The 18,845-nt window shown below is 37.6% G+C and carries 15 protein-coding genes; 3 read left to right on the top strand and 12 right to left on the bottom strand.

The window, feature by feature from the left end; genetic code table 11:
- Positions 1-228: 228 nt before the first annotated feature.
- The gene (locus CP366_RS03065; protein WP_005719937.1) at positions 229-1,536 is read right to left on the bottom strand and encodes an NCS2 family permease; all 1,308 of its coding nucleotides are present in this window, start codon (positions 1,534-1,536) and stop codon (positions 229-231) included.
- A gap of 228 nt (positions 1,537-1,764) precedes the next feature.
- Between CP366_RS03065 and CP366_RS03060 the strand changes: the two genes are divergently transcribed.
- The gene (locus CP366_RS03060) at positions 1,765-2,565 is read left to right on the top strand and encodes a Cof-type HAD-IIB family hydrolase (RefSeq protein ID WP_005726925.1); all 801 of its coding nucleotides are present in this window, start codon (positions 1,765-1,767) and stop codon (positions 2,563-2,565) included.
- A gap of 47 nt (positions 2,566-2,612) precedes the next feature.
- Here CP366_RS03060 and CP366_RS03055 read toward each other — a convergent pair whose 3' ends face one another.
- From CP366_RS03055 to nagB, 4 genes are all read right to left on the bottom strand, one after another.
- A complete protein-coding gene (locus CP366_RS03055; RefSeq protein ID WP_089147899.1) occupies positions 2,613-3,071 on the bottom strand; it encodes a hypothetical protein in 459 nt (152 codons plus the stop codon).
- Positions 3,072-3,184: 113 nt separating this feature from the next.
- Positions 3,185-3,871: a deoxynucleoside kinase gene (locus CP366_RS03050; protein WP_089147898.1), complete on the bottom strand. Its 687-nt coding sequence runs from the start codon at positions 3,869-3,871 to the stop codon at positions 3,185-3,187.
- Positions 3,872-3,888: 17 nt separating this feature from the next.
- Positions 3,889-4,536, bottom strand: coding sequence for a deoxynucleoside kinase (locus CP366_RS03045; RefSeq protein WP_005721875.1), 648 nt, complete (start codon positions 4,534-4,536; stop codon positions 3,889-3,891).
- Between the two features lie 294 nt (positions 4,537-4,830).
- Positions 4,831-5,550: a glucosamine-6-phosphate deaminase gene (nagB, locus tag CP366_RS03040; RefSeq protein ID WP_061205041.1), complete on the bottom strand. Its 720-nt coding sequence runs from the start codon at positions 5,548-5,550 to the stop codon at positions 4,831-4,833.
- A 126-nt stretch (positions 5,551-5,676) separates the two neighbouring features.
- Between nagB and CP366_RS03035 the strand changes: the two genes are divergently transcribed.
- Positions 5,677-6,504, top strand: coding sequence for an aldo/keto reductase (locus tag CP366_RS03035; protein WP_089147897.1), 828 nt, complete (start codon positions 5,677-5,679; stop codon positions 6,502-6,504).
- 105 nt (positions 6,505-6,609) lie between these two features.
- Here CP366_RS03035 and CP366_RS03030 read toward each other — a convergent pair whose 3' ends face one another.
- From CP366_RS03030 to CP366_RS03010, 5 genes are all read right to left on the bottom strand, one after another.
- Positions 6,610-7,566 carry an ABC transporter permease gene (locus CP366_RS03030; RefSeq protein ID WP_005719946.1) on the bottom strand — a complete coding sequence of 319 codons (957 nt, stop codon included), beginning with the start codon at positions 7,564-7,566 and terminating at the stop codon, positions 6,610-6,612.
- A complete protein-coding gene (locus tag CP366_RS03025; RefSeq protein WP_089147900.1) occupies positions 7,566-8,714 on the bottom strand; it encodes an ABC transporter permease in 1,149 nt (382 codons plus the stop codon). The genes CP366_RS03030 and CP366_RS03025 overlap by 1 nt, the downstream gene beginning before the upstream one ends.
- Positions 8,707-10,245 carry an ABC transporter ATP-binding protein gene (locus CP366_RS03020; protein WP_023487779.1) on the bottom strand — a complete coding sequence of 513 codons (1,539 nt, stop codon included), beginning with the start codon at positions 10,243-10,245 and terminating at the stop codon, positions 8,707-8,709. The genes CP366_RS03025 and CP366_RS03020 overlap by 8 nt, the downstream gene beginning before the upstream one ends.
- An 81-nt stretch (positions 10,246-10,326) precedes the next feature.
- Positions 10,327-11,412, bottom strand: coding sequence for a BMP family protein (locus CP366_RS03015; RefSeq protein ID WP_013087069.1), 1,086 nt, complete (start codon positions 11,410-11,412; stop codon positions 10,327-10,329).
- Between the two features lie 142 nt (positions 11,413-11,554).
- Complete coding sequence (locus tag CP366_RS03010) at positions 11,555-12,649, bottom strand: BMP family protein (RefSeq protein WP_089147896.1); 1,095 nt, start codon at positions 12,647-12,649, stop codon at positions 11,555-11,557.
- A 305-nt stretch (positions 12,650-12,954) separates the two neighbouring features.
- On the opposite strand from CP366_RS03010, the gene CP366_RS03005 reads away from it, so the two are divergent.
- On the top strand, positions 12,955-13,560 hold the full coding sequence (locus CP366_RS03005) for an ECF transporter S component (protein ID WP_005719951.1): 606 nt from the start codon (positions 12,955-12,957) through the stop codon (positions 13,558-13,560).
- A 91-nt stretch (positions 13,561-13,651) separates the two neighbouring features.
- Here the strand turns inward: CP366_RS03005 and ppc are convergent, their stop codons facing one another.
- Both ppc and CP366_RS02995 read right to left on the bottom strand, forming a co-directional pair.
- Positions 13,652-16,390: a phosphoenolpyruvate carboxylase gene (gene ppc / locus CP366_RS03000; RefSeq protein WP_089147895.1), complete on the bottom strand. Its 2,739-nt coding sequence runs from the start codon at positions 16,388-16,390 to the stop codon at positions 13,652-13,654.
- Between the two features lie 106 nt (positions 16,391-16,496).
- A complete protein-coding gene (locus CP366_RS02995; RefSeq protein WP_057726918.1) occupies positions 16,497-18,836 on the bottom strand; it encodes an ATP-binding cassette domain-containing protein in 2,340 nt (779 codons plus the stop codon).
- Positions 18,837-18,845: the final 9 nt, after the last annotated feature.

The raw sequence follows: 18,845 nt of genomic DNA, 5'->3' as shown, positions 1-18,845 counted from the left end.
GAAAATGTATTCAAATAAAATAAAGTGGATATATTTAACCAATATTTTCTAACATGATGGCATTGCGGACAATTATCCAAAATATGTCCTTTCAATGGACAAGTTTGATATGAGTCGCAATGGGATAATTCATCAGAATATTATTGATTTTTTGCTTGAAAAATAACCGCAATAAAAGAGGACTAGTCAAAATTGGCTGGTCCTCTTTTTCAAAATTTAATTATTTCCTTAAAAATTCAACACCCACAGGAAGATCAGGAATACTACAAACAGTACCCACATCATCGGTGTGACTTCCTTGCCACGCTTAGCAGCAAGCATACAGATAGGGTAGGTGATCATGCCCCATGATAAACCGTCTGAAATTGAGTAAGTAAGAGGCATCCCTAAAATAATCAAGAATGCAGGAACTGCAATTTCCAACTTGTTCCAATGAATATGAGCAGTATTTTGTGCCATTAATACTCCAACAATGATTAAGGCAGGAGCAGTAACTTGGCTAGTGAAAACACCAAGCAATGGACTGAAAATCATTGAGATTAAGAAAAAGATCGCTACAAAAACTGCGGTTAAACCGGTACGGCCACCAACGGCGATACCAGCACTTGATTCAACGAAGGCACCAACAGGTGAAGTACCAAGGATTGAACCAACAGCCATCGCACTTGAGTCAGCTGCTAAGGCCTTACCTACACGTGGCATCTTGTTGTTCTTCATGAAACCAGCTTGTTGAGCAAGTCCGATTAAGGTACCTGCAGTATCGAAGAAAGTAACAAGCAGGAATGTTAAGACAACAACCCACATTTGCACGGAGTTGATGTCCTTTACGTGGAAAATAGCTTGACCAAAGGTTGGAGCTAAGCTAGGTGCGGTAGAAATCACCTTGTGTGGCAATGCAATTTGCCCAGTGCAGATCCCGAAGATAGCGGCAAGAACCATTCCGATAAAGATTGCACCAGGAACGTTCAAGATCATCAAAATGACAGTTACTAGCAAACCAAAGATAGTGATCCAAACGAGGGGATCGTGTAATGATCCTAAACCTACCAAAGTTGATTTATTAGCAACGATCAATTTACCATTTTGTAAACCTAAAAAGGCAATGAATAAGCCGATCCCAGAAGAAATGGCAAACTTTAAGTCAGCTGGAATTGAATCAATGATCTTTTCTCTTAATTTGAATAAAGTAATTAAGATGAAAATAATTGATGCAACGAAAACTGAAGCCAAGGCTGTTTCCCATGAAACATGCATCCCAATACATACGGTGTAAGCAAAGAAGGCATTGATTCCCAAAGCTGGTGCCTCACCGATCGGGTAGTTGGCAACGATCCCCATGATTGCAGTACCAAGAGCGGCAGCTAAAGCAGTAGCGGTGAAGACTGCACCGGTATTCATACCGCTGGCGCCCAGTACGCTAGGGTTAACAAACAAAATATAGGACATGCTGATAAAGGTAGTTAAACCAGCAATAAATTCAGTTCGAATGTTGGTTTTGTACTTATCTAATTGAAAGTAGCTTTTTATAAAATTCATTTTATCTCCCCAAAATATTGTTCGTGTTTTAACTTCTTGAACACAACTCTTATACTTTAGCATTGATAAATAAATTTGTAAACGCGAATTATTTTAATGATTACTTGGGCATTTATTGCAATTTATCTTTAAATGATAGGAAAAGCATTTAATTGAATCAGCTTTCATTAGCATAAATAAAGCATTATCCTAGGATATAAGAATTAAAAAAGAAATAAAGGTGAAAGAATGTCCGCACAACTTATTTTTTCAGATCTTGATGGCACATTAATTAATGATGATTTAAAGGTAACCGCCGCAACGCGGGATGCAATTCGTAGACAAATTATTAATGGTAATATTTTCGTTCCTGCATCAGCACGTCTTCCTAAAGGGATGATGACAGTGGTTAATCAAATTTTGAAAGTTTGTCCGTTTATCGCGTATAACGGTGCTTTAGCCCTTGATGAAACAGGCAAAGTACTAATCAGCCGTTTTTTTAATGCAAAAGAAGCAGCTGAAATTTGCCGCTACGTTGATGAGCAAGATAATGATGCAGCTTGGAATATCTATAGTGGCTATGTTTGGTATTGTAGTGAAGAAAAGAGCCCACGGGTTAAAAATGAAGAAAGAATTGTCGATGTAAAAGCAACACCGACTACAATTAATCAACTTGAAAAACTGCAGGGCGTGCATAAAGGTCTAATTATGGGAGATTCAGCGGATCTTGATCGTATGCAAGAAGAATTAACTGCTAAATATCCTGATTTGACTTTTGTTAGATCAGCAGAGAATCTATTAGAAATTGTTTTAAAGGGTGTAAGCAAGGCTAGTGCAGTCAAAATAGTTGCTCAAGAATATGGCGTAGACTTGCAAAATTGCATTGCTTTTGGCGATAACTATAACGATGAAGATATGTTGGAAGAAGTGGGGTATCCATTTTTAATGGGTAATGCCCCAGCAGAACTAAAACAAAAATTTGCTCCGGAACAAATTACTGCTGATAACAATCATGATGGGGTTGCGAAGGCATTAGCAAAAATTGAATAAATAAAAATCGCATAGAAGCTCTATGCGATTTATTATTTCCTGGGAAATTATTGTTTGTCTTTTTCAAAGATGTAGCTAACGAAGCTAAAGACTATGATAACTAACCCAGCAATGATCCAGCCCATAGTTGAAAATTTAGATCCAATTAAAAGTAATAGGGCAACCAGGAGAATATAAATAGTATCAAGTCCAATTGTCAGTTGCTTATATTTGCTTCCTAATTTTTTCAATAGAGAAGAACGGTATCTGGTTAGTAATTGCCGTCCAATAAGATAGATGACAACAAGGGTGTAGATTGCTGGAGTAATAAAATTAAATTGTTTTTGAAAATATAGAATCCATTCAATGATTAAGAGAATAACTAATATTGCATAGGCAAAGTTATCGGTTATTCTTTTTAGTTTAGTCAACTTTTTCTTTTGAGCGATGATTGCGACAATGCCCAAAATTAAGCAAACTATGATAAGTGGGAAAAACCATTGTCCACCGGTTACGGTTGATAACATAAAAACTCCTCCTTTAAACACATTTTTTCAAATTATACAAAAATAAAGCGAAAAATTCACTGTAAACAAAAAATCATTCAAAATGCATTCGTACGCAAATTGAATGTTTTTATTTATGCTTCAATTTGAATATCGGTAGGCTTTTCCCAATCTTCAGGTAATTTGCCCATCTCTTTTAATTTGTCAGTGATTTGATCCAAGACTATTTGCTTATCAGCTGGATTAGCCATGAAGTCTAATTTATCACCGTCAATTTCCATTTTAGGTGAGTAATCGTAGTTCTCATACCAAGGCTTGTAATAACGAAGCAGACGCTTGTAATAGTCCTCTAAAGTTGAATCATAACTTAACTGTTCATAGGGACGGCCACGTTTTTGAATTCGTTTGATCATCGTATCATAAGAAACATTAATGTGAACGAGCAAGTCAGGATTCTTCTTAGGCATCCGTTTTAGTTCGCTCATCATATTGTGCAATAACTCATAGTAAGTATCGACTTCTTCAGAAGTAGCACGGCCGATATCAGCGTTCATTTGGAAGAATAAGGCGTCTTCATAGATAGAACGATCTAAGACGTTATTATCTTCAGTGAGCGCGTCTTTAATGCTGTGGAAGCGTGTGTTCAAGAAATATACTTGCAATAAGAATGCATATTTTTTAGGGTCAGCGTAAAAAAGTGGCAAAACTGGATTGTCATCAACACTTTCATAGAAAGGCTTAGTCCCTAAATATTTAGATAAAATACCTGTTAAACTGGATTTACCGGCTCCAATTGGCCCGCTTAAAACAATAACTGTCATCACGTTCCTTCTTTTTCTTATAAGTTGCCGATTTCATGCAACTTTTCATCAATTTCTTTAAGTACTTCTTTTTGTGCATCCATGTTGGTAACAAAATCAAGTTTGTCGCCATTGATTTCTATCTTTGGTGAGGCATGATAATTTTCATACCATGGTTCGTAGTACTTTAAAAGTCTTGCGTAATAATCTTTCAAACCTGGATCAGTGCTGATTTGCTCAAATGAACGACCGCGCTTCTTGATTCGGTTAAGCATAGTATCAAGGGAGACATGAATGTAAATCAGTAAGTCAGGCTTCTTACTTGGATTGCCAGGAGTGTCTTCCATCATGTTGTCGAGTAAGTCATCGTAGATCTTGAACTCGGTTGGATCAGCGACCTTGCTATCGGCGTTCATCTTGAAAAACAGTGCATCTTCATAGATAGAACGATCGGAGACACTGTTTTTTTCTTGAATTGCTTGATTGATCTGTGCTAAACGGTGGTTAAGGAGATAAGTGTTAAGCAAAAAAGTGTAACGCTTCATGTCCTTGTAGTATAAAGGCAATACGGGATTGTTATCAACGCCCTCATAGAATGCCTGAGTCCCTAAATGTTCAGCTAGAATACTGGTTAAACTGGATTTACCGGCTCCAATTGGCCCACTTAAAACAATAACTTGAATCACATTCTTTCTTAAATACCATATGTAGACAATTATTAAGTTTAATACGATATGTTGTGGCACACAAGTGATTTTTTGATTATGTTTCACATCTAAAAGTCAAGGGTAGAAATAAAAAATCGAATAGGAATGAAACATAATTCGATAAAAAACTGAATTATGTTTCATTTTTTATATAAAAATGAAATTTTGTGAAGTATATTTCATTGTAGATACAGGCTGCTAAATAAAAAAACTAGGTCTTCCACGATTGTAGAAAGCCTAGCTTTTTCTATGCTAATAATTAAATTATTGTTTTTAGTTCTTGTATTTGTCATCCAATTCTTGTGCAGCTGCTTCATCAACGATAACAGTTACATCTGGGTGCTTTTGTAAAATTGATGCAGGAACTTCTTCAGTAATAGGTCCTTCGATCATTTCTTTGATAGCTTTAGCTTTCTTTTCACCAAAAGCCATCAAAACAATCTTCTTAGATTGCATAATATTAGCAGTACCCATGCAGATGGCACTCTTTGGCACTTCATCGATACTGTCAAAGAAGCGAGCATTAGCCTTGATAGTATTTTCGGTTAACTTAACTTCATGAGTGCCGATGTTGAATGGAGTGCCTGGTTCGTTAAAGGCAATGTGACCATTGCGGCCGATTCCTAATAGTTGAATGTCGATAGGATTGTCTTTGATAATTTGATCATATTCTTTACAAAAAGCATCAACGTCTTTTGCCATACCGTCAGGAACGTAAGTCTTCTTAAATGGCTTCTTGTCAAATAAATGCTTTTGCATGAAGTAGTGGTAGCTTTGAGGATTATCTGGGGTTAAACCAACGTATTCATCGAGGTTAATGCTGGTAAGATTTTCACAGTTAAGATCGCTTTTTACCCAGTTTTGGTAAAGTGTTTCAGGGGTTGAGCCGGTTGCCAAACCTAAGACTTTAGCACCGTTCTTGATTCCTTTTTCAAAAATTTCAAATGCTTTTGCTCCACCTTGAATTTTATTTTCGGTAACAATAACTTTCATAATTAAGACCTCCTCATTTACCGGTCTAGTCCATTATAAAATGGAATAGACCATTTTGTCAATTGGTTGATAAAAATAATTACGAATCAATTATGTTAAAATTTGAACATAAGGAAGTGAACGAGGATGAATTTTGAAAAACTAACAGGTTTAGGAATTGGTAGCTGGGGTTTGGGTGAAGATCCTAAAAAGAAAAAAGATGAAATAGCAGCTATTCGCTATGGCCTTGATCATGGCCTGAGTGTAATTGATACAGCCGAAATGTATGGGGATGGCCAAAGCGAAGAGCTAATTGGTGAAGCGATTAAAGGATATGATCGCGAAAAATTATTTTTGATTTCAAAATTCTACCCCTATCATGCAACGCCAAAACTAGAACGTCAGAGTCTAGAAGCCAGTCTAAAACGCCTTGGAACAGATCATCTGGATCTTTATCTATTACACTGGCGGGGCAGTCACCGCTTGTCTGATACGATCCGCGGCTTACAAGCATTACAAAAAGATGGCTTGATCCGTTATTGGGGTGTATCCAACTTTGATACGGCTGATATGCAGGAGCTTTTTACAGTGCCAGGTGGAGAAGAATGCTTTGCTAATGAAGACTTATACAATATCAGTGAACGTGGGACAGAATTTGATCTGCAAGCTTGGCAAGAAGAGCACGGTGTAAACTTTATTGGGTATTCACCATTTAATTCAGGCAAGGGCAACACAATTCGAATTACGCGTAATTTGAAAATTGTTGCACGTGATCATGACGTTACGCCTCATCAGATAATGCTAGCTTGGACGATGCGCAATGGCAATGTTTTAACGATTCCTAAGGCAAGTAGTGTAGAACACATGAAGGAAAATATTGCAACACAAAAGATTAAACTTACAGATGATGAGCTTAGATTGCTTAACAGTGATTTTCCAATGCCAACTGAGAAAACGCCGTTAGCTGTTATTTAGTACAAGATATAGTAAGATTATCACATATAAGTGCTATATCTTGTGGATAACTATGTGGACATGTGTAAAATAAAAGGCTGTTTCATGTGAAACAGCCTTTTTTTCTTATTTCGATTTGATGTAGTTAACCCCATCTGCGGCAGGTGCAACTGACTTGCCGAGGAAGAGGACCAAAACGATGATTGTAATAACGTAAGGTGCAATCTGCATGTAAACGGATGGAATTTGATCGATTCCTGGCAGTTGATGTCCAATAATACTTAAGCTTTGAGCAAAACCAAAGAAAAGGGATGAGAGCATTGCACCGATTGGATTCCATTTACCAAATATAACGGCAGCTAAAGCCATGAATCCTTGTCCAACGATAGTAGAAACAGAGAAGTTACCAGATATTGCTTGAGCAAAGACGGCACCGCCAAGACCTGCCATAAAGCCGGAAATTAATACACCTGCATAACGCATGCCATAGACATTGATTCCCATTGTGTCAGCTGCTTGAGGATTTTCACCACATGAACGTAAGCGTAGGCCAAAGCGAGTCTTATATAAAATCCACCACATCAAAATAGCAAGAATAATGGCAATCCAAGCAGGGGCAGAGGTGTTTTTGAAGAAGATTGGCCCAACGATGGGAATGCTGCTTAAACCAGGAAAGCTGAAGTAGCCGAAGTTAGCGGTGATATTTTCAGTTTGGCCTTTATCATAAATTGCCTTGATCAAGAAAACACCCAAAGGTGGTGCCATGATATTCAACACTGTTCCGGAAATGACATGATCAGCGTGAAAATTGATTGTGGCAACAGCGTGAAGCAATGAAAAAATCAAACCAACAATTCCGCCGACTAGAGTGCCAAGCCAAGGAGTAGCTGCACCAAAAGTTGAAGCGAAAGTTAGGTTGAAGACAATCGCCGCAAAGGCTCCCATGGTCATGATACCCTCCAGGCCAATATTAACAATCCCAGAGTTTTCACTGTAAACACCACCAAGAGAAGCTAGGATTAGAGGCGCAGAATAAACTAAAGTGGATGAAACAATTAACGCCATCATTGTAACGAAATTCATTATTTTTCTCCTTCGATTACTTTTCTACCTGGACCATCAACACCATTGTTGGGTCCTTTTTCTTTTCTGGTTGGAATGTAGTAATCACTGCGGTTCTTCTTAGTTTTAAAAAGCAAACCAATGACATAATTGATAGCGATGAAGAAAATGATGGCAGCAATTACGATAGATACGATTTCATAAGGAATACCGGCAATAGTTTGCATGCCCAAACCACCAATTTTTAAAATTGAGAAAAGAAGTGAAGCTAATAAAATACCAATTGCAGTTCCACCACCAAGTAAGGCAACTGAAAGCCCGTCCCAGCCAATATCCAAACTAGTTGTTTGAGTGAAGTAGTTTTGGTAGGTACCAAGTCCTTGTACTACACCGCCTAAGCCAGAAAATGCACCTGAAAGTAACATTGAAATAATAATATTCTTTTTAGAAGACATCCCGGCATAGCGACTAGCAAAAGGATTGAGTCCAACTGCCTTGATTTCAAAACCAACGGTAGTTTTTTTCATTAAATACCAATAAAAAATAAGTCCAATTATTGCTAAGAAAATACCAGCATTGATTCGCGAATCACCAAACATGCTAGTTAACCAGTTAAGCTTTAAGCTGCCATTGGCTGGAATTGTTTTAGTAGTATCGGTATCGATTCTTAATTTTGAGGACATTACTTGTTGCATTAAATATTGACAAGTATAGAGCACAATATAGTTAAGCATGATAGTAGTAATTACTTCATTAGTTCCAAATTGAGCTCTTAAATAGCCAGCAATTCCTGCAACAATAGCACCAGCTATAGCGCCTGCAATAATAGCTAAAGGCAATAATACTGGCTTAGGCAATTGAGGATTGGCCAATACAATCCAAATAGAAGTCAACCAACCAGCTTGTGCTTGACCTGGCAAACCGATGTTAAAAAAGCCAGCTTTTGAGGCAATTGCAAAACCGATAGAAATAAAAATTAATGGCGTAGCTTCACGAATAGTTTCACCAATACCATTCATATTGCCCAGTGCGCTAGAGAACATGGAGCTGTATGCTTGAAAAGGATTATAGCTCCAAATCAGCATGATAATAGCACCAACTATAAAACCAGCAATTACTGAGATAACTGGTACTAGAATATTTTTGACTTTAGGTGTAACTTTAATCAATTGTTGCATCTTCTTTCTTAACACCGGTCATTAAAAGACCTAGTTCTTGATCTGTAGTTTTTTCAGGTAATACTTCGCCTGAAATTTGACCATCATGCAAAACAGCAATCCGGTCAGATAATTGCATAATTTCATCAAGTTCATATGAAATTAATAGGATAGCTTTTCCTGCTGCTCTTTGAGCTAAAAGCTGCTTATGAATATACTCAATTGCACCAACATCTAAACCGCGAGTGGGCTGGAATGCAATGATTAGATCGCTGTTTCTATTTAATTCTCTAGCGATAATTGCTTTTTGCTGGTTACCTCCCGATAGGTCGCTAGCTGGCAATGCAGGGCTAGTAGTTCGAATATCGAATTTTTTAATTAAATCTACGGCATGCTTCAAGATTGCTTGATGATTAATGATGCCATGATTAGAGAAGGGACGTTGGTAGTAAGTTTGCAGCGCTAAGTTATCAGCTAATGACATGTGAAGAATTAAGCCATATTTTTGCCGGTCTGCAGGAATATGCGCTACGCCAGCTTCGGTGATTTTGCGAACTTTTTGGTTGGTTAAATTTTGACCATTAATTAAAATTTGCCCTGACTTAACATGGCGTAAACCAGTGATTGCTTCAACCAGTTCATCTTGTCCATTGCCGTCAATTCCGGCTAGCCCTAAAATTTCACCTCCACGGATTGAAAGGGAAAGGTCTTTAACGCTTAAGGCACCGTGATTTCCTTTTACCTGTAAGTTTTTGATTGCTAGAATTTGCTTGCCCAAGTTAGGTGCTGGTTTGGTTAGCTTCATGTTGACATGCCGCCCCACCATTAATTCGGCTAACCGCTCATCACTAACTTGATCAACAGCAAAAGTACCAACATCGTGACCACGTCTGATAACTGTAACTCGATCTGCAACAGCCTTGATTTCTTCTAATTTATGAGTGATCAAAATGATTGATTTGCCTTCTTTAGCTAAATTTTTGAGTACTTTAATAAATTCAGAAATTTCTTGTGGGGTTAAAACAGCAGTTGGTTCATCAAAAATTAAAATATCTGCACCACGATAAAGTACCTTTAGAATCTCAACTCTTTGCTGTTGGGCGACAGTAATGCTAGAGATTTTGGCATCTGGATTAATAGCAAAGCCATATTTTTGTGCAAGAGCTAGGACCTGTTTTCTTGCCTTTTTCAGATCGATAACGGGTCCCTTAGTTGATTCATGTCCTAGAATAATATTTTCTAAAACGGTAAATGAATCCATAAGCATGAAATGCTGGTGTACCATCCCAATGCCTAATTTTTTAGCGACAGTTGGATCTTTAATATTTACTTTTTGATTATTAACCAGAATTTCACCGCTTGTTGGTTCAAGTAAGCCAGATAAAATTCTCATTAAGGTAGATTTACCCGCGCCATTTTCGCCAAGCAAAGCCAAAATTTCACCTTGATAGAGCGTAAGGTTAATATCGTCATTTGCCTTGAAACCATCGAAATCTTTGACAATATGGCGCATCTCGATTACTTTATTTCTCTGTTCTTTCATGTAAATAAATACTTCCTTAATTAACTATAGAAAAACTCTTCGCTAAAAAACGAAGAGTTCTCAAAATACTAAGCAGCTGAATTACTTAGTTGGAGCAGTAGCAACCTTAATCTTGCCATCAATAATTTGTTGACGAGCCTTTTGTACTGCTGCCCAAGTTTTAGCGTTTAAATTACCTTTGGTGATTGAAACCCCATTACCCTTTAAGCTGTAAACTAAGTGCTTACCACCAGGGAATTTACCATTGTAAGCATCATTAGCAATTGACTTAGTAGCAACATCTAAGCCCTTTAAGACGGAAGTTAAAGTGAAGTTCTCTTTCTTACCATCTTTTGACTTGTAGTTACCTAGGTTAGATTGGTCAACGTCAACTCCGATTACCCAAACCTTTTTAGCTGCTGGACGGGCTTGGTTGTAATCTTTTCCTTCTTGGAAAACACCGTTACCTGCGTTACCGGCTGCTTGGTAAATAATATCAGCGCGGTTAGCATACATTGATTGAGCAATTGATTTAGCCTTATCGGTTGAAGTGAAGTTACCGATGTATTGGGTTTGAACTGAAATCTTCTTGTGAAGAGCTTTAGCACCGTCAGCAACACCTTGCTTAAAACCGGCTTCGAATAAATCAATAATAGATGACTTAGCACCGCCAATGAAACCTACTTTGTTGGTTTTAGTGGTGTAAGCTGCGGCCAATCCGCCAAGATAAGAAGCTTGATTGCTTTCAAAGGTGGCAGAAGCGACGTTCTTAATCCCAGAGTCAACGCTATCAATGATAACGAAATTCTTTTTAGGATTCTTCTTGGCTGCTTGCTTGACTGCGTCGGCTAATTGATAGCCAACACCGAAAATGGTTTGGTAGCCGGCTGTAGCGGCTTGATCAAAGTTAGGAGTGAAGTCTGCGGCACTGCTAGACTGGAAGTATTGATAACCACCTTTTCCTTGTTTTAAACCATGTTCCTTGCCGTATGCTTTAAATCCTGACCATGCAGCTTGGTTAAATGAATGATCATCAACACCATTTTCATCTGTGATTAGGGCAATGCCATGTTTAGTATCTTTGTTGGCTGATTGACCAGACTTTTTACCCGAACAAGCAGTTAGAATCAAGCCAACTGATGCTAAAACGACACCAAATGATAAAATTTTCTTGAACTTTACGTTCATTATTTCTGTCCTCCACAATATTAATACCGAACAATTTATAAATAAGTTTATTAATTAATACGTATTTTGTCAACAAAAATATTGATCAGGCAAAAAAATAATTGATTGTAATTATAAAAAAGCAAACTATACTAGTATGCTTTTATTTATTGTTAGGATGAATGGCAACCTTAATTTTGCCTTTTAGGATATTAGCTCTAGCAATTTGGGCATCTTTCCAAGTTGAAGCTGAAATCTGTCCTCGTTCAATAGAAACACCATTGTTTTTAAGCCCATAAACTAAATTTTTACCACCAGGGAATTTATTATTATAAGCTCTATTGGCGATATCTTTAACAGAAACATTTACTCCAGTTATTACTGATGTCAAAACAAAATTAGATTTTTGTCCGCCTTTAGCAGTGTAGTTACCGAGATGAGATTGATCGACATCAACTCCGATTACCCACACTTTATCTTTAGCTGGTCTAGTTTGATTAATGGCTTTAGCTTCTTGGAAAAGACCATCACCAGCACCACCAGCAGCATGGAAGATGATGTCGGCTTTTTTGGTGTACATTGATTGAGCAATTGATTTGGCCTTGTCTGAACTAGTAAAGTTGCCAATATATTGGTTTAAGATAGTAACTTTTTTGTGCATTTTTTTAGCTTGATCTTTAACACCTTGAGTAAATCCGGCATCAAAAAGGTCGACAATATCGCCATGAGCACCGCCGATGAAGCCAACCGTGTTGGTTTTGGTTTCTTTAGCAGCTACGACACCAGCTAAGTAGGAAGCTTGTTCGCTCTTGAAATTAGCTGAGACAACATTCTTTTGTCCCTTGATTACATCGTCAATAATGGCAAAATTCTTTTTAGGATAGCGTTTGGCGGCAGAAGCTACGGCATCTTTTAAACTGTAACCAACGCCAAAGATAGTTTGATAACCAGCTTTAGCTGCCTGATCAAAATTAGGAGTGAAATCAGCAGCACTACTTGATTGAAAATATTGATAACCGTTTCGACCGCGGCTCAAGTTGTGCTCTTTGCCATAACTTTGAAATCCTTCCCAAGCAGATTGGTTAAAAGAGTTATCATTTACACCATTACCGTCAGTAATTAATGCAATAGAGTGCTTGGCATCGCTTGATTTATTATTGCTTGCACCCTGTTTTTTACCAGAGCAGGCGGTTAAAATTGCACCTAAACTCAATGCAAGCACACCAATAGATAGTAATTTTTTGACTTTTTTATTCATAAAATTGATCCTCTCTCCATCAAATGATTTTTAACACAAAACGAGATTAACAATATTTAGTGGCTATGTCAAAATTGACATACAACATAAAGTATTGATATAAAGGGATTCTTAATTGGTATAGAACACGATTATGCATTAGAGAGAGTAAGGATAATGCATAATTAAGTAAAAAAATAATAAAAAATACAATATCTTGTCATATTAGATAAAATATACCTAGATATTGTGTAATAAACTTTTTTGCTGAGAAAAAATCTTAATTATGGTTTAATTGAGTCTAAAGAATTAAGTTGGAGAAATATATGAGAAGAGAAGAAACTAAAAGATTAGCAATTACTGCTGTCTTTGCTGCTTTATTGATTGTACAGACTTTTGTGCCAAATGTTGGCTATGTAAGAATTATCCCGGCTTTGCCAGCTGTAACTACTATTCCAATGACAATTGCCGTCTATGGCACGTTAATGGGACAAAAGGCGGGTCTAGGCTTTGGCTTATTCTGGGGTATTACCAGATTGATTGTTGCATATACTCAACCTGGCGATATGGTCAGCTTAATGTTGTTCCAAAATCCGGTAATTTCATTGGTACCAAGTATTTTGGCTGGCTATTTCCCGGGAATTATTGCGAAGGGTATGAGTAAGACTAAATATGCGAAATTGGGTTATATCATAAGTGGAGCAGTCACTTCGTTAACTAATACCGTGATGGTTATTTTGCTGACGAGTATTTTCTTCATGCATGATCCAGCAAGCTTAACTCATTACCTAGGAAATTACAGTTCAGGTACGCCATTGATTTTAATTTTAATTATGGCACTGGGCATGAACGGTTTAGTAGAAGCAATTTTTACAGCCATTGTCGTTCCAGTAATTGTAACGCCACTTAACTTAGTTATGAAAAAGGCGTAACTAAAAAGTTTAATAAATTAAAAAAAAGCTCCTCAAATGCTTGATAAAACAGGCAATGAGGAGCCTTTTTTAGCTGAATTTTATGTGTTTTTTATCCTGAATTACGTAAACCGGAAGCCACACCGTTGATAGTAATTGGAATAATACTTTGGTAAACACCTTGAATCTCATCTTCACGATCACGCTTGATCATTTCTAATTGGATGTAGTTCAAAATGTTGAAGTAAGGCATTCTGTATTCCAGACTCTTCTTAAGAGTAGGTGCATCTTCGATTAATTCATCATGACCTTCAATTTGTAGGATGACTTTCTTAGTTAGTTCCCATTCTTGATTGATGATATCAAAGACTGATTTAACTTGTTCATCTTCGCAAAGATCCGCATACTGCTTGGCAATTCTCATATTTGATTTAGATAAAACCATATCAACATTGGAAAGCAGGGAGTGGAAGAATGGCCAACCTTGGTACATATTTTGTAATTCCTTCAAGTTGGCTGGATCGGCATCGATAAATGACTTGAAACCAGAACCTACGCCATACCAACCAGGGAACATTACACGGCTTTGTGACCAAGAGAAAACCCAAGGGATGGCTCTTAAGCCAGAAAAGTCAGTGAGTTTCTTTCTTGAAGCTGGACGTGAACCTACGTTAAGACCAGAGATTTCTTTGATTGGAGTTGCTTGGAAGAAGTATTTAAGGAAGTTGGGATTCTCAAATACTAGTTTCCGGTAAACTTCGTTGCTTTTAGCTACGATTTGATCCATTGAAGAACGGAAATCTGCGACATGATCTTCGCTAACGATTTGTTTAGAAGCCATTCGATCGATTGTTGCTGAAGCTAACATTTCTAGGTTGTAGTAGGCGGTGTCTTTATTACCATACTTGTTTTGGATAATTTCACCTTGCTCAGTCATCCGCATCCGATCGTTAATTGACTTGAATGGCTGTGCTGTAATTGCTTCGTATGATGGACCACCACCACGACCAACGGTACCGCCACGGCCATGCATAAAGGTAATCTTGATACCCATTTCTTCACCGATCTTAGTTAGATCCTTTTGAGCTTTATAAAGGTTCCAGCATGAAGCTAAGTAGCCACCGTCCTTATTAGAATCTGAGTAGCCTAACATAACTTCTTGATAATTATTTTGAGAAACAAGCCACTTCTTGACTATATCAAAGCTTAAGAATTCCTTGATTATTTCCCGGGCATTATTCAAGTCTTCAACCGTTTCAAATAGTGGTACCACTTGAATTCGGGCTTTTTGATTATCAAGTAAATCGTATTCCTTTAACATGATTGCTTGTTCTAGCATGTCTGAAACACTCTCAGTGTGAGAAATAATATGTTGCTTGATGACGTCTTCACCCAAACGGTCTTTCAATTGACGAGCAGTCTTGTAGATCTTTAATTCTTTTTGTAGTAACTCAGACTTGGATTTGTTATTGGCGTGTAAGTTACGTGGATCATTGTTCAATTCGTTGAGTAAAAGCTTGATCTTTTTGTCTTCGCTTAAATCGCTATAATTGTCACAAATTCCAGCACTCTTAAGTAGCTCAGCGACACAGGCCTCGTTAACGCTAGAATCTTGACGCATATCAATTGTAGCTAGATGGAAGCCGAAGATGTTGATAGCCTCAAGAATTTGAGTAAAGTAGCTGTCTATTACGGCGTGATCATGGTCTTCTTCAAGTGAATTTTTGATGATTTCTAAGTCGGCTTTAAATTCTTGAGCATTTTGATAACAAGGGATTTTATCAAGATTTTGGAGGTCACGTTTCTTTAAGAAAGTGTTCTTGTTAGTAATATTCAGTAATTTTTGTTCAGTGTGCACTAAACGGCTTTGAATATAGTAGAATGCCCGTCTATATGGCTCGTTAGTTCTGAATGGTGAATCATCATTAGAAAGCTCAGATAGGTGCATTACATCGTCAGATGGCTCCATATAAGAAGTAGACATGGAAATGGCTCTATAAAGCTTATTGATTTGCTTAATGTAATATTCAAAGATTACTTGGCTTTGCAAAGTAGCGCTTAGTTCTAGCGTATCAGCCGTTACATAAGGGTTACCGTCACGGTCGCCGCCGATCCACATTCCCATGGTAATTGGCGTAGCATGACTAGCGTTTAGCCCGTGTTTTTTAGCTAATTCCTTGTAACGACTAGTAAATTTGGTGATTGCAGGGATTAAAGCCTTAGGGTAGTAAGCCAAAACATTGGTAATTTCATTAGCTACCTTTAATTTGTGACCACGAATAATGTCAGTTTGCATCAAAATTTCAATGCAAGCCCGCATTTGTTCAGTCCATTCATCGCGATCAATTGTGCCATTCTTCACATCACGATAATTGCGCAAAAGTTGATGAATTTGATCGGTTAATTCCAAAATGGTTTTTCTTTGTACTTGAGTAGGATGGGCAGTTAAAACGGGTACTACATTTACATGTTCAAGGATTTCTTCGGCATTTTTCTTTTGGGCTACAATGTCAATTGTGTCACTCAATTTACCTAGATAATCTTGATGAGTATTGTTAAGCAAATTAACTTTACTTGCTAGTTCTACATCCTCTGAAATGTTGATCAAGAGTGGGAGAGTAGCAAAATAACGTGCAACAACAATCATTTCGCGATTGTTAAGACTAGCAATTTGCTTTTCAAGTTCTTGATAATCTTTGGCGGCAGAGATTTTAATTAAGTTTTGGATCTTATCGAAAGCTGCTTGACCGATTACTTGCTTAGTTGATTCATTCAGTAAATCAGTTAAAACTTTGCTTTCTTCTGCCACTACATTAACATCGCTGTTATTTTCTAATTTTTTAACAGTCATGGTGAAAAAAGTTCCTTTCTTACTTGTTTTTGCTAAAGCTAAGATACCACATATTTTGCTAAAAATTTAGGTTATTGTGAACAACGTAACAAATTCTTTATTAAATTCATTCACTCCGCAATGCAATTGCAGCATCTTTCTTTGCAGCCATTCGTGCTGGAATATGACCACCTAAGAGGGTGAGGATAGTTGAAATAATGATCAAAACAATAGCAGCAGTAGGATCTAGTTGGGCTACATTTGCCAGATCAGTAATCTTGTAAATGATACTGTTAATTGGGAATGTTAGTAGGTAAGCAATCAGAATGCCTAATACACCAGAGAAAACACCTAGGATGAAGGTTTCGGCATCAAAGACACGAGTAATGTCTTTTTTACGGGCACCTAATGCCTTGAGTACCCCGATTTCCTTAGTTCGCTCAAGTACTGAGGTATAAGTTAAAATACCAATCATAATCATAGATGTGATTAATGAAATACCAGCAAATGCGACAAGGATCGTCGTTATCCCGCTTAAGAGGCCGCCAGTCATTGTGGTAACAGCGTTTGACATGTCAGTATAGAGAATCTTGTCTGATTTTTTCTTCCCTTTGTTCCATTTGTCAAGATAATCAAGTACTTTATCTTTATCATCAAAATTGTTGGGATAAATCATGATGCCAGTAGGGATGCTGGTACCGCCAAGAGTCTGCATTGTAGCTTTCTTTTCATTGGCATTTAGTTTTTGGTTAGTTAATACGCTATGGTTACTCTTCTTTTGTGCCTTTACAATTGCAGAGTTTTTATTTTCATTAATCACGCGTTGTGAAAGTTGATCGCTATAAGCAATTCCAGTTGATAACAAGGCCATTGAATCTTCGTTTTTAGGACGAATGACACCAGCAATCTTTAGCTTGGTTTGAGCACCGTTATACATGGCGTTATTTACCTTTTTAGGAATAAACATGCCAGTTTGCAATTGCTGATAGTAATCATTGTTGGCAACTACACGAAATTGCTTATTTACTAATTGGCCGAATTTGACGTGTTCCTTATTCTTTAAATCGAAACCAAGATTTTTTAAGGCATTGATGTTAACAGTATTTTTATTGTCAGTAACTAAAACCAAGTCGGTTGCCTTAGTAGGCCAAGTGCCTGAGAGCAATTGATAGTTTTGCTTCAAAAATGAGCCTTTCTCTTTATTTAAAGTAGTGGGAAAGACACTTGAACCCAGTCCCATTGAACTCATCGCTTGGGATCTAGCAGCTAGAACAGAATTAGTCTGATCAGGATCCGTATTTGAAAATTGCACGCGTTCAATTTTTCCCTTGTTTTTAGCTAATAAATTCAAGCTTACGCCGCGTTGGTAAGACACGTTATTGGCATAATTAGGATTGATCTTCTTGATGTAGTTAACATACTTTGTGCTAATTTTATTAACGTGTTGGGCCTGTTCGCTTTGGTCTTGTTCTGCCGTTACATAGCCGCGGTTTTTGACATTTTTATCCGATTCTTTACGTGCATTAGCTGAAGTAATGTCAGTTGCGGTCTGTGAAATAGAAATCGGATATTTTGCTAAGGCCTTGCTCATTGTGGTATTGATTTGCTTTTGAAAACCATTAGAGATAGCTAAAACTACGGCAATTGAGATAATCCCGATGCTTGAAGCAAAAGCAGTTAGCAGAGTTCGACCTTTTTTTGTCATAATATTGGTGAAACTCAACTTGATGGCGTTCCAGTAAGACATCTTGGTACGCTTGAGGTTAAATTTGTCTTCTTCCTTATTAGGGCTAAAAGGATCAGAATCATGACGAATCTTACCGTCTTGGAAATTAACGATTCTTGTGGCGTATTCTTTAGCTAATTCAGGATTGTGAGTCACCATAATAACGAGTCGATCTTTAGATAGTTTTTTGATCAACTTCATAATTTGGACAGAAGTCTCAGTATCAAGTGCACCAGTTGGTTCATCACAAAGTAGAATATCAGGGTCGTTGGCAATTGCTCGAGCAATCGCTACTCGTTGCATCTGACCGCCAGACAACTGGTTAGGACGTTTATTTAGATGGTCTTTCAATCCCACTTCTGTTAACGCCGCAATTGCTTTTTCATGGCGCTGTTTTTTAGGCACACCAGACAAATTCATCCCTAGTTCCACATTGGCGATGATCGACAAGTGGGGGATTAGATTATAATTTTGAAAAACAAAACCAACGGTATTGTTGCGGTAAGCATCCCAGTCGGTCTCTTTAAAATTCTTGGTAGATTTGCCGTTGATGATCAAGTCACCTTGGTCGTAACGGTCAAGTCCGCCAATTACGTTTAACATGGTAGTTTTTCCAGAACCACTCGGACCTAAGATAGCGACGAATTCCTGATCACGGAACGAGATTGTAACGTCGTCTAAAGCGTGGGTGATGTTGTCCCCCACCTTATATGACTTAAAAATATGCTTTAGTTGAAGCATTGCATCCCT

Origin of the sequence: Lactobacillus sp. UMNPBX15 (assembly GCF_002553785.1) — a bacterium.
In the GTDB taxonomy this organism is placed as follows: domain Bacteria; phylum Bacillota; class Bacilli; order Lactobacillales; family Lactobacillaceae; genus Lactobacillus; species Lactobacillus crispatus.
The sequence above is the reverse complement of the archived record's forward strand: the minus strand, read 5'-3'. Positions and strand labels throughout refer to the sequence as shown.